Source organism: Mesorhizobium sp. M1365, assembly GCF_040317865.1.
Taxonomy (GTDB): domain Bacteria; phylum Pseudomonadota; class Alphaproteobacteria; order Rhizobiales; family Rhizobiaceae; genus Mesorhizobium.
Map to the genome: position 1 here is coordinate 129418 of NZ_JAMYLG010000002.1, position 24966 is coordinate 154383.

The following is a 24966-nucleotide window of genomic DNA, read 5'->3' on the forward strand; positions in this document are numbered from 1 at the left end:
AGATGGTTGCATTGCGGCATAGAGCAAAGTGCGGGGATTGAACAGGCGGCAGGGGGATCACGATTGCCGTCAACGATTCCATAGGGCTCGGCGCATGACTGCCGTTGGCCGAAATTCTCCTCGCCTGGTCGCCTGCGGCCCTACGCAGGCACCTTCGATTTCCACAGCGACCAGCCGAGATTCATGCCGGCCGCGGCGACCAGGATGGCGGCGGCGCCGACGATCTGCGCCGGATGCAGCCGATGGCCGAAGGCGACGACATCGACGAGGATGGCGACGACGGGATAGATGAAGGACAGCGATCCCTGCAGATGCGTCGGCAGCTTCTGGATGGCGCCGTACATGAGGATGTACATCAGGCCGGTATGGACGATGCCGAGTGTCGCCAGCATGACCCAGCTCCGCGCATCGGCGGGAAGGTGGGTGAGATTGGCGACGGGTGCCAGCATGAGAACGCCGACGCAGACCTGGATCAGGGCGATCAGGTGCGGCGGCGTGCCTTTGAGCTTCTTGGTGACGATAGCCGCAACGGCCCAGAAGAAAGCCGCGGCCAGCGCCATCGCAATGCCGGTAAAGTAATCCGTACCATGATCGCCTGCATCGGGCGCGGCCTGCACGATCAGCAGCATGCCGGCGAAGGCGATGCCGAGCCAGGTCAGCTTGGTCACCGTCAGCCGTTCGGAGAAGAAGAGCGCGCCAAAACCCACCAGCATGAAGGGCTGCGTGTTGTAAACGGCCGTGGCGATCGAGATCGACGCGCGGGAAAACGCGCTGAACAGCAACAGCCAGTTGATAACGATGGCAGCACCGCCGAGAGCCGCGATCGCGACGATGCGAAGCGACAGCCTGCCACGCAGCAGTCCCAGCGCCGCGCAGATGATCAGCAGCGTTACCGCCCCGAAAGCACAGCGCCAGAACACCACGTCCATGATGGGCTGGCCGGAAAGGACGACGAACCAGCCGATCGTGCCGAGGATCGCCATCGCCGCCGTCATTTCGATCGTGCCGCGTACCGTGTTGTCCATGGATGCTCCTGAAACCCGTTGAGATTTTATAATCCCACGGCGGATCGGGTATTTCCATGACTTGCAGCTGGTGATATGCAGGACGAACCTCATTTAATTAGGTAGACATCGGCTTTTTTCTTGGAATTGTAAAATGCTGGACGAGCTCGACAGAAAGCTCCTCGATATCCTGGTCAAGGATTCACGGACCTCGCTGAAGGAACTGGCGCTGCAGGTCGGGCTGTCGTCGCCAAGCGTTTCGGAGCGGCTTCGGCGGCTTGAGGATCGCGGCGTCATCCGCGCGTTCACCATCGACATCGATCCGCAGGCGCTCGGCTACGCCTTGCAGGCGATCGTTCGCATCCGGCCATTGCCGGGCAAGCTGCACATCGTCCAGAAGCTGATCGAGGAAATCCCGGAATTCGGCGAATGCGACAAGGTGACGGGCGATGACTGCTTCGTTGCCCGGCTGTTCGTCCGCTCGATCGGCGAGCTCGACGGGATTCTCGACCGCATCGCCGACAAGGCCGAAACCAGCACCGCCATTATCAAGGCGCAGCCGATCCGGAGACGCCCGCCGCCGCTCGACATGCCAAACATGTGACGGGTTTCGGTGGCGTGGCCCACATATTTGCGGTCGCGGTCTGGCCATTTCTGGTCTATTCCAGAGTTCAACTTTCCCTCCAGCGTCCCTTCCCCATGTCAGGCCTGCTCGTCGATCCCTGGTTCTATGCCGCGGCCATTCCGGCCGTCATCCTCGTCGGCCTGTCGAAAGGCGGCTTCGGCGGCGCCGTCGGCTTTGTCGGCGTGCCGTTGATGGCGCTGACCATGCCGCCGGTTCAGGCTGCCGCAATCCTTCTGCCAATTCTGTGCCTGATGGACATTGTCTCGGTATGGACGTGGTGGGGCATCTTCGACCGCAAGATGCTGGCCGACATGATGCCGGGCGCCGTGATCGGCATCGCCCTTGGCTGGCTGACGGCGGCACTTGTAACCGAAGAGATGGTGCGGCTGATCGTCGGCGCGGTTGCCCTGATCTTCGTGCTGCGCTGGCTCTATTTGCAACTCCGCCACGGTGCCGGCCACGCGGCGGAGCCCAACCGCGTCGCCGCCGGCTTCTGGGGTACTGTTGCCGGGTTCACCAGCTTCGTCGCCCATGTCGGCGGGCCGCCTTTTCAGGTCTATGCGCTGCCGATCAGGCTCGATCCGAAGGTGCTGTCGGGCACCGCGGCGATCTTTTTCGCCGTCACCAACGCGCTGAAGCTCATCCCCTATTTCGCGCTCGGCCAGTTCGACACCACCAATTTGACCGCATCGGCGGTGCTGATGCCGCTGGCGCCGCTGTCGACCATCGCCGGCGCCTGGCTGGTGCGGCGGATGCGGCCGGAGCTGTTCTATCCCTTCACCTATGCGACCGTAGCGGTCGTCGCGGTCAAGCTTCTGTGGGACGGCATCGCCGGCCTCCTGTAAGACGGCGGCCCCATTCGGCCGCCGCCGGATATCCTTACACCTCAGGCGGCACTCGGCAGCAACTGCCGCGTCCTGCCAAGCGCCAGGGCAATGCCGGTTGCCAGTACGAGCGCCATGCAGCCCAGAATGGTGATGTCGTGCAGCGTCGGCTTCAGCACCATGTCCGCGATGATCACCAGCATCACCGAATAGTCGAAGCGCGCGGCGCTGAGGACGCGCTGGCCCTGGGCAAGCACTGCCGGCGTCACACCCTCCTTGGCGATCATGCCTGCCATGCGGTCGGCAGTCGGCTTGAAGATGAACATGCCGATGCAGAAGGTCGTCGCATAACCGGCAAGGCCGATCAGCACCCACAGATCGGAAAAGCCGACCCAGAGGCCGCACATGATGAGGCCGAAAAGCAATGTCAGCATCGACATCGGCGCGAAGAACCGGTTGCCGAGCTCGCCGGTGGCGCGCATCGCCTGCAGCATGCCTTCGACGTTCCCGGCGCGGTCGGCGCGTACTGCGAGCAGCATCAGCGTGAAGCCGCCGCCGACCCAGAGGATCGCCGAGACGATATGCAGAAATTTAACGGCCGAGTACCAGTCCATTATTCGCTCCTTGAGAGATTTGATGATTTGCCGGAGCGCAAGGTTTGCTCCGCCTCGTTGCGAGGAGCGGGCGTTTAGCGCGGCGCCTGTTTCGGAACGATGTCGCGCGCAGTGCCGTTTTGTTTCGGTAAGCCGGTCACCATTTGGAGGAAACCATGGCGCAAGCGCGTCGCCCCGACTTTCCAGGCGGTGGTGTGAACGGCGCCGTGGCCAGTCAGCTGTGTTGTTACGGCACAGATGCTGGGTTCTTGATCGAAAAATATGCCCCGCGTTAAGGCTTCGTTAAGCTTTACAGGCGTTTACTATGTCCATCCAGTGATCTGGATTCTTACCGAGTGGTTGGAGCCACTTTGTTTGACGCCTCCCTGTTAAACTCCTGAGAGCCGCCTTATCCGCGGCTCTTTTTTTGTCCGCCGGCATGGGCGTCCTTCCGGCTAAATGCGGCCGTTAACCGTTTGTTAAACATGTGCTTGCCTTCGCTGGCAGCGAAGCGCATTTTCAAGCTTCAGTCGTTTAGGCTGCCGGATATGGCGGCCAAGAGCCGAATCGGCCGGCTGTCAGGCAAGTGCAGGGGCGTAGCGATGAACGAGCCTTCGAAGGCGAGCGCGAAAACCATCAAGCTGGCGGAGCGCCGGGTTTTCTCCCAATCCTTCAAGCCGCTCTATCAGGAAGGCATGGGCCTGGTCGAGCAGGCGGCCGAATATCTCGACGGCAAGGGCCGCGCCGAGGCCAAGAAGCTGTCGAGGCTGGCGGCGACGCTTTATGCGGCCGAATCGATGCGGCTGACCACCAGGCTGATGCAGGTCGCCTCGTGGCTGCTTTTGCAGCGGGCGGCGAATTCCGGCGAGATGACCCGCGATCAGGTGGCCTCAGAAAAATCCAAGGTGCGTCTCGACACTGCCTCGGCGCATGACGAGGCGCCCGGCTGGGCCGAGCTGCCGAAGGATTTCATCGACCTCGTCAACCGTTCGCTGCGGCTGCAGGCGTTGGTGCGCCGGATGGACGAGGAGATCTATGGCGGCCTTGCCGAGGTGCCGCCGTCGAGCCGTCGCCTCAATCCGGTCTCCGACCAGATCACGCTGCTCAACACGGCTTTCGCCCGCGGCTGAGAGACCGTTTCATAATTCTACTCCGGCGGCCATCTAGACTAACCGCGAAGGGATGGGCTCGCGATCATCAGGCGGGGAGAATCACGCAGCAGCAGGCGCGATCCGACCTCCACGATAGACCTGATCGCTGGGAGCAGCTCCTGCCCCAATGACGTCAGATCATACTCCACGGTCGGCGGCGATGTCGGCATCACGTGGCGTGCGAGGACGCCACGCTCCTCGAGATCGCGCAACCTGCCGGTCAGCACCTTCGCCGAAATGGCTGGGATATCGCGGCGCAATTCGGAGAACCGGCGCGGGCCGTCGCTCAAGGACCAGAGCACCTCGGGTGTCCAGCACCCGCCAAGCAGCGCCATGCACCTCGACATGGGGCAGCCGGGAAGCGCCTTCACCTTCGTTCGCATCCTGAGGACCATCGCGCATCTTCCATGAGAGTTTCCAGTTGGTTACCGGAAAATGATGGTAACTACAAGATACGTGGTTTCCGCGGGTAACGAGAGCCGCTATCTGAGGCTCTCAATCCATCCAACCACGAAATGGACAGAACGATGTACGCAATAACTGGAGCAACAGGACAGCTTGGCCGTCTCGTGATCGACGCACTGCTGAAGACAGTTCCGGCCAGCCGGATCGTTGCGGCGGTTCGTGATCCGGCAAACGCCAGCGATCTTGTCCAACGCGGCGTAGTCGTGCGGGAGGCGGACTATGATCGTCCCGACACGCTCCCGATGGCGCTGGCCGGCGTCGATAGACTGCTGCTGATTTCCTCGACCGAAGTCAGCGGCCGCTTGCCGCAGCATCGGTCAGTGATCACGGCCGCCCAACGGGTGGGGGTTTCGCTGATCGCTTACACAAGCATGCTGCATGCGGACACGTCTCCCGCGAGGCTCGCGGTCGAACATCGGCAGACGGAGGAGGTCATCGCGGCCTCCGGCCTACCCGCCGTCATCCTGCGCAACGGCTGGTACACCGAGAACCATCTGATGGCGCTCCCGGCGGCTCTGGAGCACGGCGCCTTCATCGGCGCCGCAAATGAGGGGCGCTTCTCGTCCGCGGCGCGGCAGGATTATGCCGAGGCCGCGGCCGTGGTGCTGACGAGCGAGGATCAAGCAGGGAGGATTTACGAGCTCGCGGCGGACCAAGCGTTCACGCTCGCCGAGCTTGCGGCGAAGGTCTCGCGGCAATCGGGCAAGGCGATCGCCTACAACGATCTTGCCGGGGTGGCCTATGAGGGCGTGTTGACAGGCGCCGGGCTGCCCGCCGATCTCGCCGCTATCCTGGCCGATGCCGACATTGCAGCCTCACGCGGAGCGTTGTTCGATGACGGCGGCGCCATGAGCCGGCTAATCGGTCGACCGACAACGCCACTGGAGAGCGTCGTTGCGGCAGCATTGCGCGGTTGAAACCGAGATGGCTGTCACATCCGCCAAAGGATCAGAGGACCGTCTGTCGCTCGCGCCAACAGTTATTCAAACGACGAGACTAGCGCCGCTTTCCGCGCTTCCGGTGCTCGCGTACTTATGTACGCTCCGCTCCGGTTCTCGAAAACCAAGCCATCTGTCTCGCCAGAGCGACTCTCAAACATTCTCTAAACAGACTCGGCTTGCTGTTTCTGGTTTGTTCACATTTCGCTGGCATCGCTGTCCCCCCGAAGGTAGACTTGACGGATGGGGGAAGCGATTCGCATCATCGGCATCGATCCGGGGCTGAGGCGCACCGGCTGGGGCATCGTCGAGAGCCTCGGCAATTCGCTGCGCTTCGTCGCTTCCGGCACGGTGCGGTCCGACGACAAGGCCGCGCTGGCGGTGCGTCTTTGCCAACTGCATGACGGGCTCGCCGAGGTCCTGCATGCCGCGATGCCGCACGAGGCGGCGGTCGAGCAAACTTTCGTCAACAAGGACGCGGCGGCGACGTTGAAACTTGGCCAGGCACGCGGCATCGCCATGCTGGTGCCGGCGCGTGCCGGCCTTGTCGTTGCCGAATATGCGCCAAACGCCGTCAAAAAGGCGGTGATCGGCGTCGGCCATGGCGACAAAAAGCAGATCCACATGATGGTCAAGGTGCTGATGCCGAAGGCGACGTTCGACAGCGATGACGCCGCCGACGCGCTGGCCATCGCCATCTGTCACGCGCATCACCGGCAGAGCATCGCCTACAGGATGGCGGCGCTGGCCGGATAAGTATGTTCTTGACTTGTTCTCCATCGGCAATAAGTAATACCAACGAGGTATTACCATGCGCGTTACCACCAAGGGCCAAGTGACCATCCCGAAGGAAATACGGGATCATCTGGGTATCGGCCCGGGCTCGGAGGTGGAGTTCGTCCCCACCGAGGACGGGGCTCGTGTTATTGCGGTCGACGAAAACATGTCGGAGGAGGAAGCCTCGCGCAGATTCAGCCAGATGCTCGGCCGTATGGCCGGTACGCTGGATCTGGGAGGCATGACGGCGAACGAATATATGGAATGGCTGAGGGGCCCACGTGAAGATCTCGACATTGATTGACACAAATGTCCTGATCGACGTTTGGGGTCCTGCCGGACGGGAGACGAAATGGTCGGCATCCGCGATTACCGCATGCCGGCGCGACGGCGCACTCGTAATCAATGCAATCGTCTGGTCCGAGCTCGCGCCGTTGATTGCGACCGAACAGGCCCTTCGCCAAGCAGTCGACATGCTCAAGATGGATCGCGAATTCCTGCCGTGGGAGGCAGCCTTCCTCGCTGGTGTCACGCATTCCCGCTATCGCCGCGCCGGCGGCATTGGCGAACGAACGCTGCCGGATTTCTTTATCGGCGCCCATGCGGTTGTCGCCGGGCATCGGCTGCTGACGCGCGATGCCGCGCGCTATCGCAGCTACTTCCCGGACCTCGATATCATCTCTCCGGAAACCCACCCGGCATGATCGGCACGCTCAAATGATCGGCAAGCTAAAAGGCACGCTGGACGAGATCGACGAGGATTTCTGCATCATCGACGTACATGGCGTCGGCTACGTTGCCTATTGCTCGGCGCGCACGCTGGCGGCATTGCCGCCGCCCGGCGAGGCGGTGGTGCTGTTCATCGAGACCTATGTGCGCGAGGACATGCTGCGGCTCTATGGGTTCCAGTCGGTGCTGGAGCGCGAATGGTTCCGGCTGTTGATGAACAATGTGCAAGGCGTCGGCGCCAAGGTGGCGCTGGCCATCCTGTCGACGCTGGCGCCGGCCGACCTCGCCAATGCGATTGCGCTGCGCGATATCGCCATGGTCAGCCGTGCTCCCGGCGTCGGCAAGAAGGTCGCCGAGCGCATCGTCACCGAATTGAGGAACAAGGCGCCGGCCTATGCGGGCACTGCCTCCGGCACCATCGGCCTGAAGCAGGAGCTCGGCGAGGGCGTCGCCTCGGCGCCGATCACCGACGCCGTCTCGGCGCTGGTCAATCTCGGCTATTCGCGCGACACCGCGGCCAATGCGGTGGCGGCAGCGCTGAAGACGGCAGGCGAGGAGGCGGACGCCTCGAAGCTGATCCGCTTCGGGCTGAAGGAGCTGGCACGGTGAGACGTTGCTTGTCCGGTCCCTTGCCATATGCAAGGAAGGCGGCATGAGCCTTTCGCCACGCCTCATTGCTCCCGACAGACGCGGCGAGGACGCCGAGCAGACCTTGCGGCCGCAGACGCTTGGCGACTTCGTCGGCCAGGCGGCGGTGCGGGCCAATCTCAAAGTGTTCATCGAGGCCGCCAAGGGGCGCAGCGAAGCGCTCGACCATGTGCTGTTCGTCGGCCCGCCCGGCCTCGGCAAGACGACGCTGGCGCAGATCATGGCGCGCGAGCTTGGCGTCAATTTCCGCTCGACCTCGGGTCCGGTCATCGCCAAGGCCGGCGATCTCGCGGCGCTGCTCACCAACCTCGAAGACCGCGACGTGCTGTTCATCGACGAGATCCACCGGCTCAACCCGGCGGTCGAGGAAATCCTCTATCCGGCGATGGAGGATTTCCAGCTCGACCTGATCATCGGCGAGGGGCCGGCGGCGCGCTCGGTCAAGATCGACCTTGCCCGCTTCACGCTTGTCGCCGCCACCACCCGGCTCGGCCTGTTGACCAACCCGCTGCGCGACCGGTTCGGCATTCCGGTGCGGCTCAATTTCTACTCGGTCGAGGAACTCGAGCAGATCGTGCGGCGCGGCGCCCGCATCCTTGCCATGCCGCTCGGCGACGACGGTGCTTTGGAGATCGCCCGGAGGGCGCGCGGCACGCCGCGCATCGCCGGCCGGCTGTTGCGCCGGGTGCGCGACTTCGCCAGCGTTGCCGGCGACGGCCATGTCGACCGCAAGATCGCCGACGAGGCGCTGACGCGGCTGGAGGTCGACGGGCTCGGCCTCGACGCGCTCGACCGCCGTTATCTGTCGATGATCGCCCGGAATTTCGGCGGCGGGCCGGTCGGCATCGAGACAATCGCCGCCGGGCTTTCCGAGCCACGCGATGCCATCGAGGACATCATCGAACCCTTTCTGATCCAGCAAGGCTTCATCATGCGTACCCCGCGCGGCCGCGTGCTGGCGGCCAATGCCTGGCGGCATCTCGGCCTCGACGCGCCAAAGGACCTGGCGCAGCAGCAGATCAGCCTGTTCCAGGAAGAACCCTAAGTTCCGCTGTTTATGGCTTCGGTGCTGGCAGTCCCCGGCCCAGCCCTCCAGGTCTTGATCATCGCCGGTCTATGCGCAAAACAGGTGTTGCTTGAAACAGGGCCTGTCGGGCCAAAAGGACAGCGCAATGGACGATCACGGTGAATCGGCATTGTCCGCCGGACTTTCCGGCGCGCTCACGGAATTCGGCCATCGATTGATGGCGCGGGTCTATTATGCAGACACCGATTTTTCCGGCGTCGTCTACCACGCGCGCTATCTCGAATTCTTCGAGCGCGGCCGGTCCGACTATCTGCGGCTGGCCGGCGTCCACCACACCGAGCTTGCCGACGGCAAGCATGGCGAGAAAATAGTCTGGGTGGTGCGGCGCATGGAGATCGATTTCCGCGGTTCGGCCCGCATGGATGACATCCTGACCATCGATACGCGCACCGAAGACATTTCCGGCGCCCGCATCGTCATGGCGCAGCAGTTGAAACGCGGCAGCGAAGTGCTGGTCGAGGCGCGGGTCGAAGCGGCGATCGTCGGCGAGAACGGCCGGCCGCGGCGCTTTCCCAAGGATTGGGTGGCAGCCTTCATGCCCGGAACGCGCAAATAAGAGTTCAGAGGCGGAAGATCCGGAGCTCCCGGTCGAGGCGAGGATCGCCGGGCTGGTCGTCGGGGCGCGGCAATGCGCCGCGCTGTACGTCCTAACCCATCCTTAACCATAACGGTCCATGAAGGGATTGGTTAAGATTGGAAGAATCCAAGCGCCTTCCTTTCACCAATATTTGCCCCGAAAAGGCCGCCAACGGTGCATTTGGGGTTATTCCGCAAGCTTAACGCGAACGGACCACAAGGGATGCCCATGGGCCAGCCGCCAGCCACGCCCGGAAAATCTTTAAGGACGTAACATGGAAAACATCGCTCTCGCCGAACCGGGCGCGCATTTATCGATTTGGGCCTTGTTCATGCAGGCCGGTTGGGTGGTCAAGCTGGTCATGATCGGGCTGCTTGGTGCCTCGATCTGGACCTGGGCGATCATCGTCGACAAGCTCGTCGCCTATGCCCGCATGCGGCTGGCGCTCAACCGCTTCGAACAGGTGTTCTGGTCGGGGCAGTCGCTGGAAGAGCTTTACCGCACGCTCGCCGACCGCAAGACGACCGGCATGAGCGCGATCTTCGTCGCCGCCATGCGCGAATGGAAGAAGAGCTTCGAGAAGGGCGCAAAATCGCCGCTCGGCCTGCAGACCCGCATCGACAAGGCTATGGATCTGGCGCTGACCCGCGAGATGGAAAAGCTGGAAGGGCGGCTCGGCTTCCTCGCCACCACCGGCTCGGCGGCGCCCTTCATCGGCCTGTTCGGCACCGTGATCGGCATCATGACCTCGTTCCAGGCGATCGCCGCTTCGAAGAACACCAGCCTGTCGGTGGTCGCGCCCGGTATCGCCGAAGCGCTGCTGGCGACGGCCATCGGCCTGCTCGCCGCCATCCCCGCCGTCATCGCCTACAACAAGCTGTCGTCCGACGCGAGCAAGATCGCCGTCCGCATGGAAGGGTTCGCGGATGAGTTCTCCGCCATACTCTCGCGCCAAATCGATGAAAAAGTCGCGCAGAAGGCCTGAGGAACGATCATGGGAATGTCTGTAGGCGCGGGTGGCGGAGGACGCGGTGGTCGAGGCCACAGGCGGCGCGGCCGCCATCACGCCTTGATATCGGAGATCAACGTCACGCCGATGGTCGACGTGATGCTGGTGCTGCTGATCATCTTCATGGTCGCGGCGCCGTTGCTGACGGTCGGCGTGCCGATCGACCTGCCGGATACCCAGGCCAAAGCGATGAACGCCGATACGCAGCCTATAACCGTGTCCATCAACTCGGCCGGTCAGATCTACCTCCAGGAAACCGAGATCCCGATCGAGGAGCTGGTGGCAAAGCTGCAGGCGATCTCGAAGACCGGCTATGACGAGCGCATTTTCATCAGGGGTGACAAGTCCACCGACTATGGCACTGCCATGAAGGTGATGGCCCGCATCTCGGCTGCTGGCTACAAGAATATCGGCCTGGTTTCACTGCAGGAACAGGATCAGTAGACGCAAGATGAGGACCGGCCTCACCACATCGGTGATCTTGCATACGGTGGCGATCGCCTTCGGGCTGTTCACGTTGTCCTCGCCGCCTGCGATGCCTGCGTCCGATGCGGAATCGGTGTCGGTCGAGATCGTGCCGATGGAAGCGACGGCACAGGTCCTGCAAGGCGACAAGAAAGCTGTAATGCACGACAAGCCGGCGCCGGTACCGACGCAGCGTCCCGACATCGTTCCCGATGCCCAGAAAGTCGGCGATAACAGCGTCGACACCGACAAGCCGCCGACACCTGAGCCCAAGCCCCAGCCAGTCGACATGACGGCGGCTCCGCCACCCGCGCCGACGCCGGTCGAAAAGCCCAAGCCCGAGGACGTGCCGAAGCCGAAGGAAGAGCCGAAGCCTATTCCTGCTACGGAGGTGGCGCCGGTGCCGCAGCCGAAGGAAGAGGTCAAGCCCGAACCTGTCAAGCAGACCGAGCCCAAGCCGACGCCGGCCAAGGAGCCGACGCCCACGCCGCCGCAGGACAAGACTGCCGCGATCGATCCGCAGCCCGAGGTCAAGCCGGATGCCGTCGCCGAGGCGATTGCCAAGCAACCGCCAACCGAGGAGGCGCAGCTTCCCGACTCGGCGCCGGCACCCGAGGCTCGGCCAAAGCCGCAGCCGGCCCAGGCCGAGAGCGCGAAGGCACCGGAGCGCAAGGACGCCGACAAGCCGGTCAAGGAAGCCTCATCCAGGCCGAAATCGGACGACAAGCAATTCAACGCCGACGAGATTTCGGCTCTGCTTGACAAGCGGAAGCCGTCCGGCGGCGGCGCCAAGCGCTCGACCCAGCAGGCATCGCTCGGCGGCGAGAAGGATCAGGGCCAGAAGCTTTCGAAATCGGAGCAGGGGGCATTGGAGGCCCAGCTTGGTGGTTGCTGGACGCTTCCGGCAGGGCTCGAGGGTTCGGAGAATTTCGTCGTCGTGGTCCGGTTTAATCTGGACGCCTCCGGCAAGCTGGATGGCCGGCCGAGCGTTGAAAAGTCGAGCGGAAACCGCCCGTTTGACGAAAGTGCAGTGCGCGCGGTTCAGAAATGCGATGTGGCCGGCTTGCAGGTTCCGGCGGGCAAGCAAGACATCTGGTCCGACGTTCGGGTCACTTTTGACCCCAGGGAGATGCTCGGTCTTTAGGCCTGGCGCTCACAGAATCAGCGAAAGAAGCGAGAAGACATGAAATCCATCCTCAAGCCGCTCCTGACGATCGCAGCGATGGCGCTGGGTATGACCGTTGCTGTCACCCTGCCGGCGCGGGCGCTCGTTGAGCTCAACGTCAATAAGGGCAATGTCGAGCCGTTGCCGATCGCCATCACGGACTTCCAGGGCGGCGATGCGCTCGGCGCCGAGATTTCTGGCATCGTCAGTGCCGACCTGAAACGCTCCGGCCTGTTCGCGCCGATCGACAAAAGCGCTTTCATCGAAAAGATCTCGAACCCGGATGCCACGCCGCGCTTCGAAGACTGGAAGGTGATCAATGCGCAGGCGCTGGTCACCGGCAGTGTCGGCAAGGAGGCTGACGGCCGCATTCGCGCCCAGTATCGGTTGTGGGACACGTTTGCCGGCCAGCAGATGTCGGGCGAGCAGTTCTTCGCCAACGACGCCAATACCAGGCGCGTCGCCCATATCATCGCCGATGCGATCTACGAGCGGCTGACCGGCGAGAAGGGCTATTTCGACACGCGCGTCGTCTTCATCGACGAGTCCGGTGCCAAGAATGCGCGCAAGAAGCGGCTAGCCATCATGGACCAGGACGGCGCCAACGTCCGCTATCTCTCGAACGGCAAATCGATCGTGCTGACGCCGCGCTTCTCGCCGAACCGGCAGGAAATCACCTACATGTCCTATGAAAGCGGTCAGCCGCGGGTGTACCTGCTGCAGATCGAGACGGGGCAGCGCGAGCTGGTCGGCAATTTCCCCGGCATGACGTTTGCGCCGCGCTTTTCGCCGGACGGCCAGAAGGTGATCATGAGCCTGCTGCGCGATGACGGCAATTCCAACATCTTCGCCATGGATCTGAGAAGCCGCTCGACGACCAGGCTCACCAATTCGACCGCCATCGACACCTCACCGTCCTACTCGCCTGACGGCAGCAAGGTGGTGTTCACCTCGGATCGCGGCGGCCGCGCGCAGATCTATGTGATGGGCGCCGACGGCTCGGGCCAGACCCGCATCTCGTTTGGCGACGGCGTCTATTCGACGCCGGTGTGGTCGCCGCGCGGCGATCTCATCGCCTTCACCAAGCAGACCGGCGGCGAATTCCAGATCGGCGTCATGCGCACCGACGGTTCGGGTGAGCGCATCCTGTCCACCGGCTTTCAGCAGGAAGGGCCGACCTGGGCGCCCAACGGCCGGGTGCTGATGTTCTTCCGCGATTCCAATGGTGGACCAAAACTTGTTTCGGTCGATCTCACCGGCCGCAACGAACAGTCGATCCCCACGGCGAACTTCGCCTCGGATCCGGCCTGGTCGCCGCTGCTGGAGTGATGGAAGAAGAACTGAGGAGTTGAAGAACTGAGGAGTTGAAGAGTTGAAGAACTGAAGAATGGAGAAGGCAGAGGGGTCTACATCGAGCACGCGAGGGATTTAGAAGTCTATAAGCGTGCCTGTGCGGTTTCCCTTGGGGTACACAGAGCCACGCTTGCTTTTCCGAAAATGGAGCAATACGCGCTCGCCGATCAACTACGTCGTTCCAGCAAGGCGATCTGCGCCAATTTGGCCGAAGGCTTTGCCAAACAGGCTCACTCCAAGCCCGAATTCGCACGCTTCATTTCAATGGCCATAGGATCATGCAGTGAGGTGGAGACCTGGAGTTCGTATGCGTTCGACCTCGAGTACATCACACAGGCGCAACGCGACCATTGGTTGCAATCCTATGCCCGTATCTACGGAGTGCTGGTCAATCTCAGAGAGAAGCTGAGGTGATCTCTTTGCTCAATTCCTCGATTCCTCAATTCCTCGGTTCTTCAGTTCCTCAATTCCCTCTTTTTCATGTTTTAGCCGCATTTCCGCCTACGGTCCGCGCTCATTGTCGCCCCTCGGCAGAACGGTTGCGGACGGCAGCCGAAAACCAAATTTTAACCGTGTTTCTTGAGCGCCGGTTAACCCAAACGTGGTTACTGGACGATCAATGAAATCACTCGAATTGCGAAGGAGAGGCGGCATGGGCCGTATCGCAGCACTTACCACAAACCCGGTCATGATCGCGCTGGTCGCGATGCTCGCGATCACCGGTTGCGCCTCGAAGAAGACGCCGAACAGCGCCGCCGATCTCGGCCTCAACGGCGCCGGCGCGGCAACGCCCGGATCGGCCCAGGACTTTACCGTCAACATCGGCGACCGCATCTTCTTCGACACCGATTCGTCCTCGATCCGCGCCGATGCGCAGACGACGCTGTCGCGCCAGGCGCAGTGGCTGAACCAGTACAAGCAGTATGCCATCGTCATCGAAGGCCATGCCGACGAGCGCGGCACGCGCGAATACAATCTGGCGCTCGGCGCCCGCCGTGCTGCCGCCACACGCGACTTCCTGGTCGCCAAAGGCGTTTCGGCGCAGCGCCTGAAGACCATTTCCTACGGCAAGGAGCGTCCGGTCGCGGTTTGCGACGACATCTCCTGCTGGTCGCAGAACCGCCGCGCCGTAACCACGCTGGGCGGCGCCGGTTCTTGATCGGCATAAATGCAACACTTGGTGCGAAAGGCGGCCAAAAGGCCGCCTTTTTCATATCTGCCCGCTCCAAACAAAATTTGGCCGAAGTCTCACGTCCTGTTAAGAGCCGAGGGCGCCTGGCCACTTCGGTTGGCAAGGGCGCGCAACAGGCTAACGGTTTCACGGCGAGAGGCACATGCATTTCAGATCGGTCTTGAGCGGCACGCTTGCGCTGCTGCTCGTATCAAGTATCGCGGCACTTGCTGACGGGGCAAACGGCACCGGGCAGTCATCGGAAAGCGGTTTTTCCTTCCACCTGCCGACGATCAAACTGCCCGGCATTTTCGGCGAAAAGAAAAAGCCGGATCAGGTTCAATTCGCGCAGCAGGATGGTACCGGCACTCCGGCGCTGGAGGAACAGCTCCGGCAGATGAATGGCAAGATCGAGGAACTCAATTTCCAGGTCCTGCAGATGCAGGAGCAGATCCGCAAGCAGCAGGAAGACAACGAATTCCGCTTCCAGCAGCTGGAAGGCGGTCCGCAAGGCGCGCAGCAGCCGGCCGAGCAGAAGAAGTCCGAGGCCGCGCCCAGCAGCGACAGCCCCAACGGCGACAGTAACGTGGCGGAGGCGCCGGGGACGCCGGCTCCGGCCGATGCGGGCAAGGCGGCAGACGGCGACAAGAGCGTCGAGGACGTCATCGTCGAATCGCCCAACGGCGATCCCGGCAAGCTGATCCCCGGCGCGCCGCCCAAGACGTTCGGCACCATCACCGTCGACAAAAACGGCAATGTCGTCGAAGCCGATGGCAATGCGCAAGCGAATGCGCCGCAGCAGAATACGGCCCCAGCCAACGGCGCCAGCGCAGCCGGCAACAAGGCCGGTAAATCCGACGATACGGTGGTTGCGGCACTCCCGTCGACCAACGATCCGGAGGAGCTTTACCGCAACTCTTACCAGTTCATCCTGTCGGGCGACTACAGCACCGCCGAACAGGGCTTCCGCGACCATATCGCCCGTTTTCCCAAGGACGCCAAAGCAGCGGACGCGCATTACTGGCTCGGTGAATCGCTGCTCGGCCAGCAGAAATACCGCGATGCGGCCGAGATTTTCCTCGCAGCCAGCAAGGACTATCCCAAGGCCAAGAAGGCGCCCGACATGCTGCTGAAGCTCGGCGTTTCACTGGTCGGGCTGAAGCAGCGCGACGTGGCCTGTGCCACTTTCAGCGAGATCGGCAAGCGCTACCCCGATATTTCCGGCGCGCTCAAGGAGCGGGTCAAGCAGGAAAGGGCACTCGCGGCGTGCTAGTTTTTCCGTTGCGTGTCGTTGCCGCAAAACCGGGCCCACGCTTGGGCGACATGCATGACGCTCGACAGCGAGCCTGACCTTTCGGATTTTTCGCGGATCGACTTTTCCAACGGCGCTGTTGCGGCCGTGTCCGGCGGCAGCGACTCGACCGCCCTTCTCCTCCTCCTCAAAGCCCATCTCGATCGTAACGCCCCGGCAACGAAATTGCTGGCGGTAACGATCGATCATCAATTGCGGCCGCAAGCGGCAGCGGAAGCGCAAGCCGTGGCCAGGCTGTGCGCGGCGCGCGGCATTGCCCATCGCATCCTCGCCTGGTCGGGGCACAAACCATCGACCGGCCTGCCCGCCGCCGCGCGCGAAGCCCGCTACCGGCTGCTCGCCGAGGCCGCCGAAGCGGCAGGCATCGGCCTGATCCTGACCGGCCACACCGCCGACGACCAGGCCGAGACCGTGCTGATGCGGCAAGCACGTGACGACGGGCCAGGTGAGGAGAGGCCGCGCGACGAAGCGCGGGGCCTTGCCGGCATGGCGCCGGCAACCCTCTACGAGTGGCGGCACTGGATCGTGCGGCCGCTGCTCCGCGTGCGGCGTGCTGAGCTGCGCGAATTCCTGCGGCGTGAACAGGTTGCCTGGATCGAAGATCCGACCAATGCCGACACCGCTTTCGAGCGGCCGCGCGTCCGCGCAGCACTTGCCGAAGGCGATGGTACGCCTAGCGTGGCTGAAGCGATAGCGCTGGCCAGCAAGGCGGCGGTCGAGCGTGAGCAGCTGGGACATCGCGCGGCCATGCTGATCCACAGCTTGGCCTCCAGGCCGGCCGCCGGCCTCGTCCGGCTCGATCGGGATTTTGCGACGGCCGCCGACAGCCGGTCGGCCATTTATGCGCTGCGCATCCTGCTGGCGGCGACCGGCGGCACCGCCTTTCTTCCCGACCAGGCCCGCAGCGAAGCCCTTTTCGGCCGGTTCCGCACCGGGCCGCTTTGTGCCACATTGTCGCGGACCGTGATCGATGCCCGGCGTACCGGCATCTTTCTGCACCGCGAATTGCGCGATCTGCCGCCCGCTGTTGCGGTTTCCGGCAATGCCCTGTGGGACGGCCGCAGACGGATCACATTGGGCGACAGTCCAGGTGCATTGTTGATGATCGCGCCGCTGTTGATAGCACCGCTCGGGGCGGCTCTTGCCGCAAAGCGGGCAATTGCCGGGCATGGCACGCCGGCAAGCCTTGTGCGTGCCGCCTTGGCCGCCGAGCCGGCGCTCTGGCGGGATGGCGAATGCCTTGGTTTGCTGGGGGAAGGCCCGGGTTTGCCCGGGGAAGGCCCGATGCCGGCGGCTGTCGCCGCATATCCGGCAGTCGCGCCCTTCGCCCGTTTCCTGCCGTCCTTCGATCTGGCGCCGGCCGATGCCGTCGCCGCGTTGCTTGGCGCGGCGCCCGTTCCAGCCGTGCCGTTCGGCGGCCACAATGCCGGCCTACCACGGGCGAAAGCTTAACCGAGACCTGCTGTTATGCTTGGCAATGGGAGACGCTCTCCCTATGTTAGGGCCAAGTTTCCTCTCACGACGCGTGTCCGCCCAGCGGGCGCCAACGGGACAATTGATGAATCCGAATTATCGCAACCTCGCGCTCTGGGCGATCATAGCGGTCCTGCTCATCGCTCTCTTCAATCTTTTCCAGACGCCGCAGACGCGTGGAGCCTCGAGCGATGTTCCCTATTCGCAGTTCCTGCAGGAAGTCGCGGCGGGACGGATCAAGTCGGTGACCATCGCCGGCGCCCGTATCTCCGGCAATTACACGGACAGTTCCAACGGCTTCCAGACCTATTCGCCTGGGGACCCGTCACTGGTTTCGCGGCTGCAGGACAAGAACGTCACCATCAACGCGCGTCCTGAATCCGACGGCTCCAATTCGCTGTTCGGCACCCTGATCTCCTGGCTGCCGATGATCCTCATCCTCGGCGTCTGGATATTCTTCATGCGCCAGATGCAGTCCGGTTCCGGCCGCGCCATGGGCTTCGGCAAGTCGAAGGCCAAGCTTTTGACCGAAGCACATGGCCGCGTCACCTTCCAGGACGTCGCCGGCGTCGACGAAGCCAAGGAAGATCTGGAAGAGATCGTCGAGTTCCTGCGCGACCCGCAGAAATTCCAGCGGCTCGGCGGCAAGATCCCGCGCGGTGTGCTGCTCGTCGGTCCTCCTGGAACCGGCAAGACGCTGCTCGCCCGCTCGGTCGCGGGTGAAGCCAACGTGCCGTTCTTCACCATTTCGGGCTCGGACTTCGTCGAGATGTTCGTCGGCGTCGGCGCAAGCCGCGTTCGCGACATGTTCGACCAGGCCAAGAAGAACGCGCCTTGCATCATCTTCATCGACGAAATCGACGCGGTCGGCCGCCATCGCGGCGCCGGCCTGGGCGGCGGCAATGATGAACGCGAGCAGACGCTGAACCAGCTGCTGGTCGAGATGGATGGCTTCGAATCCAACGAAAGCATCATCCTGATCGCCGCCACCAACCGGCCAGACGTGCTCGATCCGGCGCTGCTGAGGCCGGGCCGCTTCGACCGCCAGGTGGTGGTGCCGAACCCCGACATCGTCGGCCGCGAGAAGATCCTGAAGGTGCATGTGCGCAACGTGCCGCTGGCGCCCAATGTCGACCTCAAGGTGATCGCGCGCGGCACGCCGGGCTTTTCCGGCGCCGATCTGATGAACCTGGTCAACGAGTCCGCCCTGATGGCGGCGCGGCGCAACAAGCGCCTCGTCACCATGGCCGAATTCGAGGACGCCAAGGACAAGATCATGATGGGCGCCGAGCGCCGCTCGTCGGCGATGACACAGGCCGAGAAGGAGCTGACCGCCTATCACGAGGCTGGTCATGCCATCCTGGCGCTCAACGTGCCGTCGGCCGATCCGCTGCACAAGGCGACCATCATTCCGCGCGGCCGGGCACTCGGCATGGTCATGCAGCTGCCGGAAGGCGACCGCTATTCGATGAGCTACAAATACATGATCTCGCGCCTCGCCATCATGATGGGCGGCCGTGTCGCCGAGGAGTTCAAGTTCGGCAAGGAGAACATCACCTCCGGCGCCTCCTCCGATATCGAGCAGGCGACCAAGCTGGCGCGTGCCATGGTGACGCGCTGGGGCTTCTCCGACAAGCTCGGCCATGTCGCCTATGGCGACAACCAGGAGGAGGTGTTCCTCGGCCATTCGGTGGCGCGCACGCAGAACATCTCGGAAGAGACGGCGCAAATCATCGACGCCGAAGTGCGCCGGCTGATCGACGAGGCCTATTCGACGGCAAGGTCTATCCTGACCAAGAAAAAGAAGGAATGGATCGCGCTGGCGCAGGGCCTGCTCGAATACGAGACGCTGTCCGGCGAGGAGATCAAGCAGCTGATCGCCGGCAATAAGCCCGCGCGCGACCTTGGCGACGACACGCCGCCGAGCCGCGGCTCGGCCGTGCCGAAGTCCGGCCGCCGCAAGAAAGGCCCCGAGCCCGAAGGCGGCATGGAACCTCAGCCGTCAAGCTAGGCTCCGGCCCGGCACAGATCGACTTCGAAACGCCGCGGCTCTAACCGCGGCGTTTTCTCTTGGGGAATGCGACCCTTCCTGCATCGCAGGAAATTGGCGAAAGTGACGATGACGGCCAATCTCCCGCCTCGCGGGGGGATGTCCGGCAGGACAGAGAGAGGCGCGAAGGAATGGAGCCTTCTATCGGCCTCGTTGACGACTTCGGGAAGATCGACAAGGCGCGCCGGAGAATGAAGCTCGCATTTTTTGCCGGCGGCGCCACATTTTGTTCTTGCTTTGTGCCGGCAGCTATGCTATCAATTTGGGTGTGGTGCCAATTGGCGCTGAATGACCCGCCCGCCGAGGCGGGTTTTCTGCTTCTGGCTATGAGAGTTCCGGTGGTGCCGAGATCGATGTCGGCCGGACAGAGCCAAGAAACACGATCTGACAGTTGGTTCGACCTCGGAAGGCCCTCTCACTTGTTCGGCAGCAACAAAAAGCCCGCGAACCTTGCGGCTCGCGGGCTCATGTCGTCGGATGGTGGCGCCGGTCAGCTCTTCAGCTTGGCGTTGCAGAGGCTGTAGAAGCCGCCGCCCTTCTGGATCCACCTGAGGCCGCCCAGCGTGTTGGCGTCCTTGTTGGCGTAGTAGAGGTCGAGACAGGTGTGCATGCGGCCCTTGGCCGGGGTCTCGGTTGCATACTTCTTGGAGATCGCCGTCGGGAATTTCACGCCCTGGGGGGCGGTGATGGTCGGCGGTTGCGGATCGCCGGTGTATTTGGCATCGGGAGCCGGCAGGGTGTCGTCGTCGGCTGCGCCGGCGCCGCATTGGCTCTTGCGGAAGTCGTTCCACTTCATGCCGTTCAGCGTGTTGCCGGCCTTGGCAGCCTGATATTTGGCGCTGCAATCCGCCATGCTGACGCCTTTGCCGGTATCGGTCGCGGCGGCTGTCGTCGCCTTGGCAGGTGCCGCGGCGGGTTGTGCGGCTGCACTTGCGCCGGCGGCGCATTCACTCTTGCGGAAGTCGTTCCACTTCATGCCGTTGAGCGTGCCGGCAGCCTTGGCGGCCTGGTATTTGGTGCTGCATTCCTTGGCCGTCAGCCCAGGCGCTGCGTCATCGCTGCTGGCCGCCGCTGCTTTGGTCTTGGCGGCGGGTTGTGCGGCTGCCGTCGCGCCGGCGGCGCACTGGGTCTTGCGGAAATCGTTCCACTTCATGCCGTTGAGCGTGCCGGCAGCCTTGGCGGCCTGGTATTTGGTGCTGCACTCCTTCGCCGTCAGGCCCGGCGCCGCATCGTCGGCGGCGGCTGCCTTGGTCGTGTCGGCAGCCTTGGCCGTGGCTTTGGCTGGCGCGGGTTCGGTTGTAGCGGCGGAAGCATCGGTGCCGCATTGGGCCTTGCGGAACTGGTTCCAGTTCTGCCCGCCAAGCGTTCCCGCGTCCTTGGCCGTGTTATACTTGGTGCTGCACTCGGCCATGGTCAGCGCGCTGGCAGGCGCCGCCAGGAATAAGGTCGCGACGGCAAGACCCGTCAAAGTGGCAAGTCGGTGGATGAGCATGCGTTTTCTCCCTGCGGCGGTTCATGATATGTCCCAGTGCAGCAATAGCGCTCAACGGCTGGTTGCGCCAGATGCTAAGTAGCGTAGAGACAAATTTAGAAGTGCATTCTTTTCTTTAAGGTGATGAATTCGTTGCCGGGACCGTCTCCCCGCCAAGTTCGTCCGGGTGCATTGCACGGAGCGCGCGCCTATGGCTGGTTCCCAGCGAGGACACTGCGTCGAATGACAGCCAGTCAAATCGGCGGCTGCGGCGGACCTGAGCCACCGCTGTCTGGAGCAGCACGATGCGGATTCGGGTTCAAGGCCACACTGCCACAGCCCAAAGGAACCAGATGAGGTTTGAGTTGACGTTTCTGATGCTGCTACCGCAACAAGGGCTCGGAACTTGAAAATCAACACACTAGCGTGACGTAAAACACACAAAACAACAATTTTCTAAGGATTGGTCGTCCATAATCATACAATGTGATGACGGGGCTTGGGCCATTTTATGGCATGAGATGCTCGGAAAGAACCATCGGGAAGCTGGCGAACATGGCAGGACATTATTTCGGTACGGACGGCATTCGTGGGCGCGCCAACAAGTTTCCAATGACGGCGGAGGTCGCCATGCGGGTCGGCATGGCCGCCGGCCTCTCGTTCCAGCGCGGCAGCCACCGCCACCGCGTCGTGCTCGGCAAGGATACCAGGCTTTCCGGCTACATGATCGAGAACGCCATGGTGTCGGGCCTGTGCGCCGCCGGCATGGATGTCTTCCTGCTCGGCCCGATCCCGACGCCGGCTGTTGCCATGCTGGTGCGCTCGCTGCGCGCCGATATCGGCGTGATGATCTCTGCCTCGCACAACCCCTATTACGACAACGGCATCAAGCTGTTCGGCCCCGATGGCTACAAGCTGTCCGATGAGATCGAGGAGCGTATCGAGGGGATGCTCGACAAGGATATCGAACTGGCGCTCGCCGATTCCGATGGGCTCGGCCGCGCCAAACGCGTCGACGGCGTGCATGACCGCTATATCGAATTCGCCAAGCGCACGCTGCCGCGCTCGATGTCGCTGTCGGGCCTGCGCATCGTCGTCGATTGCGCCAATGGCGCCGCCTACAAGGTGGCGCCCGACGCGCTGTGGGAACTCGGCGCCGAGGTCGTTGCCATCAATGTCGAGCCCAACGGCTTCAACATCAACAAGGAATGCGGCTCGACTCATCCGGCCGGTCTGCAAAAGAAGGTGCACGAGGTGCGCGCCGATATCGGCATTGCTCTCGACGGCGATGCCGACCGTGTCGTCATTGTCGACGAGAACGGCGCGATCGTCGATGGCGACCAGATCATGGCGCTGATCGCCGAATCCTGGCAGCAGAGCGGACGGCTGGCCGGCGGCGGCGTCGTCTCGACGGTGATGTCCAATCTCGGCCTCGAACGCTTCCTCGGCGACATGAACCTGCAGTTGCATCGCACCAAGGTCGGTGACCGCTATGTCGTCGAGCACATGCGTGCCCATGGACTCAATGTCGGCGGCGAACAGTCGGGCCACATCGTGCTGTCCGATTTCTCGACCACCGGCGACGGCCTCGTCTCGGCGCTCCAAGTGCTCGCCTGCATCAAGCGGCATAACCGACCGGTCAGCGAACTGTCGAAGAAATTCGAGCCGGTGCCGCAGCTTTTGAAGAATGTGCATATTTCCGGCGGCAAGCCGCTGGAGGAGGCGCCGGTCAAGGCGGCGATCGAAGATGCGCGCAATCGCCTCGGCAAGGCCGGGCGCCTGGTCATCCGGCCATCCGGCACGGAGCCGCTCATCCGCGTCATGGCGGAGGGCGACGACCCGCAGCTTGTCGAGTCCGTGGTCAACGACATCGTCGAGGTCATTTCGGAAACGCGTAGCGCCGCCTGATCTCCCTCCAACATCGGTTCAAAAGCCCGCCTTGCCGGCGGGCTTTTTTATTGGGTCGCGGCCAGCTCCGCCTGCAGCAACGGCCGCCAGATTGCTCCACTTTTAGAGATTCGTGGTTAATCAATACGGTTAAACGCCTTTTAACCTTTCCGATTCATTATCCACAACTGAGGTCAATCACATTTCGGGCGCGTTCGCCGTTCGAGGGTTCTCAGGGGTGATAAGCATGTTCAACACAGCTAGAATGGCTCTTCTGGCCGCGCTGTTTGCCGGCGTCGGACCGGCATTCGCCGCCGATTTCGTCGAGCCGCCCGTCGTCGAGGAGGCACCGCCACCGGTTGCCTATGAGCAGCCGGCCGAATTCGGCGGCTGGTATATCCGCGGCGACATCGACTATCACTGGTCGAAGTTTCGTGGTGGCGAGTACATCACCTACGGTGTGGCGCCCCAGAATCCCGGCAAGTTCGATACAGGCAAGCTGGATGGCGCCTTCTCGGCCGGCGGCGGTGTTGGTTACCAGATCGACGAGCATTTCCGCACCGATCTCACCCTGGACTGGATGAGCAAGTCCAAATTCCGCGGCTCGACCAACGGCTTCTGCGGCCCACAGCAAACGCCTTGCACGTCCGTCGATACCTCGTCCTATTCGGCGCTGCTGCTCTTGGCCAACGCCTATGTCGATATCGGCACCTGGCATGGGATCACGCCTTACGTCGGCGCCGGCATCGGCGGTGCCTGGGTCAAGTGGGATGAACTGCACAACGTGGACAGCGACGGTTCATTTGATCATGCCGGTGGCAAGGGCTGGCGGTTTGCCTATGCTGCCATGGCGGGCGCATCCTACTGCCTGACTGACCGCGTCAAACTAGATGTCGGCTACCGCTTCAGCCACATCAACGGCGGTAAGATGTTCGACTATGCCTCCCTCCCCAATGTCGGCCCCGGCTATGACAAAGGTATCAACGTTCACGAAGTGCGCGGCGGCCTGCGCTACCAGTTCGGCAGGTCGGACTGTGCGCCGCCGGAGCCTTACGTCCCGGAACCCGAGCCCGTCTACACGAAGTAGTCGCTTCGAAATCGAGGAATTCGTCGACCGCCCGGCTGATGCCGGGCGGTTTCGTTTGGCTGCCTAAAGATGCTGCGTTGCCCTGTAACACCGTCCGGCTCGAGGAGCGAAAACGGATCAAATCAATTGCTAACGCCTTGTTATCCTTAACCCGCACTTAACCACTATGGTTAACAATGCTGTCTGAAACGGCGCGCGCGATCGCGAATGCGCCAAGTTCGGGAGCCGAGGACCATGACATTCAAATCGCCTATAGCACTGGCGCTTGCAGCAGTCGTCCTGGTGCCGCTGACGCCGGCGCTTGGCGCCGATTACGAACCGCCGGTCTATGTCGACCAGGCGCCCGACTATGTACCGGTCGAGGTTGGCTCGGGATGGTATCTGCGCGGCGATGTCTCCTATCTGGTGCAGAAGAGCTTCAAGGATGAGCATTTCGCCTTTACACCCGCGAGCTTCGACGAAAAGGAAGATCCCATCTTCGCCAGCATCGGCTTCGGCTACCATTTCAACGACTATCTGCGCGCCGATCTCAATGTCGGCTATCTTCCCGGCAACAAGATCGACGTCGGCTATAACGACGGAACGACCGTGGCATCGGCGACCCTGAAGAACTATGCCTTCTCAGGCATACTCAACGGCTATGTCGACCTTGGCACCTATGTCGGAATCACACCTTATCTCGGCGCCGGTGTCGGTGTCGTGCAGAGCAAGCGTCGCCTGTCGGCGAGCTACTTCACCGACAACGCCGACCCCACCGACGATTTCGTCCGGCGTGACAACAAGACCCAGTACTCCTTCGCCTACACGCTGAATGCCGGGCTTGCGTACCAAGTGTCCAAGAACGTCTCGGTCGATCTGGGCTATCAGTATTTTTCCGCGCCAGACGCCGAATATGTGACTGCCGAGAGTCTGACTTCTTTTCCGATCCGCAAAGGGATCAACAATCATCAAGTCAAAGTCGGACTACGCTACGATCTCTGGTAGGCTCGATCGAAGCCGAGGCGTTGACAATGGCGGGTCGCAGGCCCGCCGTTTGCGTTTCGCCCCCGGCAATATCCTGACAGCGACAAAAACTTTCCCCTTGACGCCGAAAGTCTGAACGCAT

Annotated in this window: 26 protein-coding genes; 22 read left to right on the forward strand and 4 right to left on the reverse strand. The window is 62.6% G+C overall.

Annotated features, from left to right (window positions below; genetic code table 11):
- Positions 1-140 precede the first annotated feature (140 nt).
- Positions 141-1025, reverse strand: a complete 885-nt coding sequence (locus NKH04_RS02730; protein ID WP_352831327.1) for a DMT family transporter — start codon at positions 1023-1025, stop codon at positions 141-143.
- Between the two features lie 133 nt (positions 1026-1158).
- Between NKH04_RS02730 and NKH04_RS02735 the strand changes: the two genes are divergently transcribed.
- Positions 1159-1608 carry an Lrp/AsnC family transcriptional regulator gene (locus NKH04_RS02735; protein WP_023678010.1) on the forward strand — a complete coding sequence of 150 codons (450 nt, stop codon included), beginning with the start codon at positions 1159-1161 and terminating at the stop codon, positions 1606-1608.
- A 95-nt stretch (positions 1609-1703) separates the two neighbouring features.
- Positions 1704-2474: a sulfite exporter TauE/SafE family protein gene (locus NKH04_RS02740; RefSeq protein ID WP_352450835.1), complete on the forward strand. Its 771-nt coding sequence runs from the start codon at positions 1704-1706 to the stop codon at positions 2472-2474.
- 41 nt (positions 2475-2515) lie between these two features.
- Here the strand turns inward: NKH04_RS02740 and NKH04_RS02745 are convergent, their stop codons facing one another.
- Entirely contained in the window at positions 2516-3067 is a 552-nt protein-coding gene (locus tag NKH04_RS02745; RefSeq protein ID WP_352831329.1) for a DUF2269 family protein, read from the reverse strand.
- 581 nt (positions 3068-3648) lie between these two features.
- Here NKH04_RS02745 and rcdA point away from each other — a divergent pair.
- Positions 3649-4176, forward strand: a complete 528-nt coding sequence (gene rcdA, locus NKH04_RS02750) for a protease adaptor protein RcdA (RefSeq protein ID WP_352450833.1) — start codon at positions 3649-3651, stop codon at positions 4174-4176.
- 38 nt (positions 4177-4214) lie between these two features.
- On the opposite strand, the gene NKH04_RS02755 is transcribed toward rcdA, so the two are convergent.
- A complete protein-coding gene (locus tag NKH04_RS02755) occupies positions 4215-4532 on the reverse strand; it encodes a winged helix-turn-helix transcriptional regulator (RefSeq protein ID WP_352831331.1) in 318 nt (105 codons plus the stop codon).
- Positions 4533-4724: 192 nt separating this feature from the next.
- On the opposite strand from NKH04_RS02755, the gene NKH04_RS02760 reads away from it, so the two are divergent.
- The 16 genes from NKH04_RS02760 (at position 4725) to ftsH (ending at position 19377) form a co-directional block, all read left to right on the forward strand.
- Positions 4725-5579: an SDR family oxidoreductase gene (locus NKH04_RS02760; RefSeq protein ID WP_352471204.1), complete on the forward strand. Its 855-nt coding sequence runs from the start codon at positions 4725-4727 to the stop codon at positions 5577-5579.
- Positions 5580-5843: 264 nt separating this feature from the next.
- Positions 5844-6356 carry a crossover junction endodeoxyribonuclease RuvC gene (ruvC, locus tag NKH04_RS02765; RefSeq protein WP_352471203.1) on the forward strand — a complete coding sequence of 171 codons (513 nt, stop codon included), beginning with the start codon at positions 5844-5846 and terminating at the stop codon, positions 6354-6356.
- A gap of 55 nt (positions 6357-6411) precedes the next feature.
- The gene (locus NKH04_RS02770) at positions 6412-6681 is read left to right on the forward strand and encodes an AbrB/MazE/SpoVT family DNA-binding domain-containing protein (protein ID WP_352471202.1); all 270 of its coding nucleotides are present in this window, start codon (positions 6412-6414) and stop codon (positions 6679-6681) included.
- Positions 6659-7081: a type II toxin-antitoxin system VapC family toxin gene (locus NKH04_RS02775; RefSeq protein ID WP_352471201.1), complete on the forward strand. Its 423-nt coding sequence runs from the start codon at positions 6659-6661 to the stop codon at positions 7079-7081. The genes NKH04_RS02770 and NKH04_RS02775 overlap by 23 nt, the downstream gene beginning before the upstream one ends.
- A gap of 13 nt (positions 7082-7094) precedes the next feature.
- Positions 7095-7715, forward strand: coding sequence for a Holliday junction branch migration protein RuvA (gene ruvA / locus NKH04_RS02780; RefSeq protein WP_352471200.1), 621 nt, complete (start codon positions 7095-7097; stop codon positions 7713-7715).
- 43 nt (positions 7716-7758) lie between these two features.
- The gene (gene ruvB, locus NKH04_RS02785) at positions 7759-8799 is read left to right on the forward strand and encodes a Holliday junction branch migration DNA helicase RuvB (RefSeq protein WP_352454896.1); all 1041 of its coding nucleotides are present in this window, start codon (positions 7759-7761) and stop codon (positions 8797-8799) included.
- Between the two features lie 127 nt (positions 8800-8926).
- Positions 8927-9397, forward strand: a complete 471-nt coding sequence (ybgC, locus tag NKH04_RS02790; protein ID WP_352471199.1) for a tol-pal system-associated acyl-CoA thioesterase — start codon at positions 8927-8929, stop codon at positions 9395-9397.
- A 295-nt stretch (positions 9398-9692) separates the two neighbouring features.
- The gene (gene tolQ / locus NKH04_RS02795) at positions 9693-10403 is read left to right on the forward strand and encodes a protein TolQ (RefSeq protein WP_023677997.1); all 711 of its coding nucleotides are present in this window, start codon (positions 9693-9695) and stop codon (positions 10401-10403) included.
- A 9-nt stretch (positions 10404-10412) separates the two neighbouring features.
- Positions 10413-10871 carry a protein TolR gene (gene tolR / locus NKH04_RS02800; protein WP_352831336.1) on the forward strand — a complete coding sequence of 153 codons (459 nt, stop codon included), beginning with the start codon at positions 10413-10415 and terminating at the stop codon, positions 10869-10871.
- A 7-nt stretch (positions 10872-10878) separates the two neighbouring features.
- The gene (gene tolA, locus NKH04_RS02805; protein ID WP_352768348.1) at positions 10879-12036 is read left to right on the forward strand and encodes a cell envelope integrity protein TolA; all 1158 of its coding nucleotides are present in this window, start codon (positions 10879-10881) and stop codon (positions 12034-12036) included.
- Between the two features lie 78 nt (positions 12037-12114).
- Entirely contained in the window at positions 12115-13386 is a 1272-nt protein-coding gene (gene tolB, locus NKH04_RS02810; protein WP_245274748.1) for a Tol-Pal system beta propeller repeat protein TolB, read from the forward strand.
- An 81-nt stretch (positions 13387-13467) separates the two neighbouring features.
- Complete coding sequence (locus NKH04_RS02815; protein WP_352831455.1) at positions 13468-13824, forward strand: four helix bundle protein; 357 nt, start codon at positions 13468-13470, stop codon at positions 13822-13824.
- Between the two features lie 238 nt (positions 13825-14062).
- Positions 14063-14569 carry a peptidoglycan-associated lipoprotein Pal gene (gene pal / locus NKH04_RS02820; protein ID WP_023677992.1) on the forward strand — a complete coding sequence of 169 codons (507 nt, stop codon included), beginning with the start codon at positions 14063-14065 and terminating at the stop codon, positions 14567-14569.
- A gap of 175 nt (positions 14570-14744) precedes the next feature.
- Positions 14745-15854, forward strand: coding sequence for a tol-pal system protein YbgF (gene ybgF, locus NKH04_RS02825; protein WP_352831338.1), 1110 nt, complete (start codon positions 14745-14747; stop codon positions 15852-15854).
- A 54-nt stretch (positions 15855-15908) separates the two neighbouring features.
- Positions 15909-17345, forward strand: coding sequence for a tRNA lysidine(34) synthetase TilS (gene tilS, locus NKH04_RS02830; RefSeq protein ID WP_352471195.1), 1437 nt, complete (start codon positions 15909-15911; stop codon positions 17343-17345).
- A gap of 106 nt (positions 17346-17451) precedes the next feature.
- On the forward strand, positions 17452-19377 hold the full coding sequence (gene ftsH / locus NKH04_RS02835) for an ATP-dependent zinc metalloprotease FtsH (protein ID WP_023677989.1): 1926 nt from the start codon (positions 17452-17454) through the stop codon (positions 19375-19377).
- A gap of 529 nt (positions 19378-19906) precedes the next feature.
- On the opposite strand, the gene NKH04_RS02840 is transcribed toward ftsH, so the two are convergent.
- Positions 19907-20569 carry a hypothetical protein gene (locus tag NKH04_RS02840; protein WP_502893708.1) on the reverse strand — a complete coding sequence of 221 codons (663 nt, stop codon included), beginning with the start codon at positions 20567-20569 and terminating at the stop codon, positions 19907-19909.
- 873 nt (positions 20570-21442) lie between these two features.
- Here NKH04_RS02840 and glmM point away from each other — a divergent pair.
- The 3 genes from glmM (at position 21443) to NKH04_RS02855 (ending at position 24845) form a co-directional block, all read left to right on the forward strand.
- Positions 21443-22795 (forward strand): phosphoglucosamine mutase, encoded by a 1353-nt coding sequence (gene glmM, locus NKH04_RS02845; RefSeq protein WP_352471193.1) that lies wholly within the window; start codon positions 21443-21445, stop codon positions 22793-22795.
- Between the two features lie 226 nt (positions 22796-23021).
- Entirely contained in the window at positions 23022-23861 is an 840-nt protein-coding gene (locus NKH04_RS02850; RefSeq protein WP_352814908.1) for an outer membrane protein, read from the forward strand.
- A gap of 234 nt (positions 23862-24095) precedes the next feature.
- Positions 24096-24845: an outer membrane protein gene (locus NKH04_RS02855; RefSeq protein WP_352613401.1), complete on the forward strand. Its 750-nt coding sequence runs from the start codon at positions 24096-24098 to the stop codon at positions 24843-24845.
- The last annotated feature ends 121 nt before the right edge of the window (positions 24846-24966 follow it).

What these genes read in the sequence shown, in the direction of transcription:
- NKH04_RS02730 (WP_352831327.1), bottom strand. Translation starts at nt 1,025, where the DNA reads ATGGACAACACGGTACGCGGCACGATCGAAATGACGGCGGCGATGGCG.
- NKH04_RS02735 (WP_023678010.1), top strand. Translation starts at nt 1,159, where the DNA reads ATGCTGGACGAGCTCGACAGAAAGCTCCTCGATATCCTGGTCAAGGAT.
- NKH04_RS02740 (WP_352450835.1), top strand. Translation starts at nt 1,704, where the DNA reads ATGTCAGGCCTGCTCGTCGATCCCTGGTTCTATGCCGCGGCCATTCCG.
- NKH04_RS02745 (WP_352831329.1), bottom strand. Translation starts at nt 3,067, where the DNA reads ATGGACTGGTACTCGGCCGTTAAATTTCTGCATATCGTCTCGGCGATC.
- rcdA (WP_352450833.1), top strand. Translation starts at nt 3,649, where the DNA reads ATGAACGAGCCTTCGAAGGCGAGCGCGAAAACCATCAAGCTGGCGGAG.
- NKH04_RS02755 (WP_352831331.1), bottom strand. Translation starts at nt 4,532, where the DNA reads ATGGCGCTGCTTGGCGGGTGCTGGACACCCGAGGTGCTCTGGTCCTTG.
- NKH04_RS02760 (WP_352471204.1), top strand. Translation starts at nt 4,725, where the DNA reads ATGTACGCAATAACTGGAGCAACAGGACAGCTTGGCCGTCTCGTGATC.
- ruvC (WP_352471203.1), top strand. Translation starts at nt 5,844, where the DNA reads ATGGGGGAAGCGATTCGCATCATCGGCATCGATCCGGGGCTGAGGCGC.
- NKH04_RS02770 (WP_352471202.1), top strand. Translation starts at nt 6,412, where the DNA reads ATGCGCGTTACCACCAAGGGCCAAGTGACCATCCCGAAGGAAATACGG.
- ruvA (WP_352471200.1), top strand. Translation starts at nt 7,095, where the DNA reads ATGATCGGCAAGCTAAAAGGCACGCTGGACGAGATCGACGAGGATTTC.
- ruvB (WP_352454896.1), top strand. Translation starts at nt 7,759, where the DNA reads ATGAGCCTTTCGCCACGCCTCATTGCTCCCGACAGACGCGGCGAGGAC.
- ybgC (WP_352471199.1), top strand. Translation starts at nt 8,927, where the DNA reads ATGGACGATCACGGTGAATCGGCATTGTCCGCCGGACTTTCCGGCGCG.
- tolQ (WP_023677997.1), top strand. Translation starts at nt 9,693, where the DNA reads ATGGAAAACATCGCTCTCGCCGAACCGGGCGCGCATTTATCGATTTGG.
- tolR (WP_352831336.1), top strand. Translation starts at nt 10,413, where the DNA reads ATGGGAATGTCTGTAGGCGCGGGTGGCGGAGGACGCGGTGGTCGAGGC.
- tolA (WP_352768348.1), top strand. Translation starts at nt 10,879, where the DNA reads ATGAGGACCGGCCTCACCACATCGGTGATCTTGCATACGGTGGCGATC.
- tolB (WP_245274748.1), top strand. Translation starts at nt 12,115, where the DNA reads ATGGCGCTGGGTATGACCGTTGCTGTCACCCTGCCGGCGCGGGCGCTC.
- pal (WP_023677992.1), top strand. Translation starts at nt 14,063, where the DNA reads ATGGGCCGTATCGCAGCACTTACCACAAACCCGGTCATGATCGCGCTG.
- ybgF (WP_352831338.1), top strand. Translation starts at nt 14,745, where the DNA reads ATGCATTTCAGATCGGTCTTGAGCGGCACGCTTGCGCTGCTGCTCGTA.
- tilS (WP_352471195.1), top strand. Translation starts at nt 15,909, where the DNA reads ATGACGCTCGACAGCGAGCCTGACCTTTCGGATTTTTCGCGGATCGAC.
- ftsH (WP_023677989.1), top strand. Translation starts at nt 17,452, where the DNA reads ATGAATCCGAATTATCGCAACCTCGCGCTCTGGGCGATCATAGCGGTC.
- NKH04_RS02840 (WP_502893708.1), bottom strand. Translation starts at nt 20,569, where the DNA reads ATGAAGTGGAACGATTTCCGCAAGACCCAGTGCGCCGCCGGCGCGACG.
- glmM (WP_352471193.1), top strand. Translation starts at nt 21,443, where the DNA reads ATGGCAGGACATTATTTCGGTACGGACGGCATTCGTGGGCGCGCCAAC.
- NKH04_RS02850 (WP_352814908.1), top strand. Translation starts at nt 23,022, where the DNA reads ATGTTCAACACAGCTAGAATGGCTCTTCTGGCCGCGCTGTTTGCCGGC.
- NKH04_RS02855 (WP_352613401.1), top strand. Translation starts at nt 24,096, where the DNA reads ATGACATTCAAATCGCCTATAGCACTGGCGCTTGCAGCAGTCGTCCTG.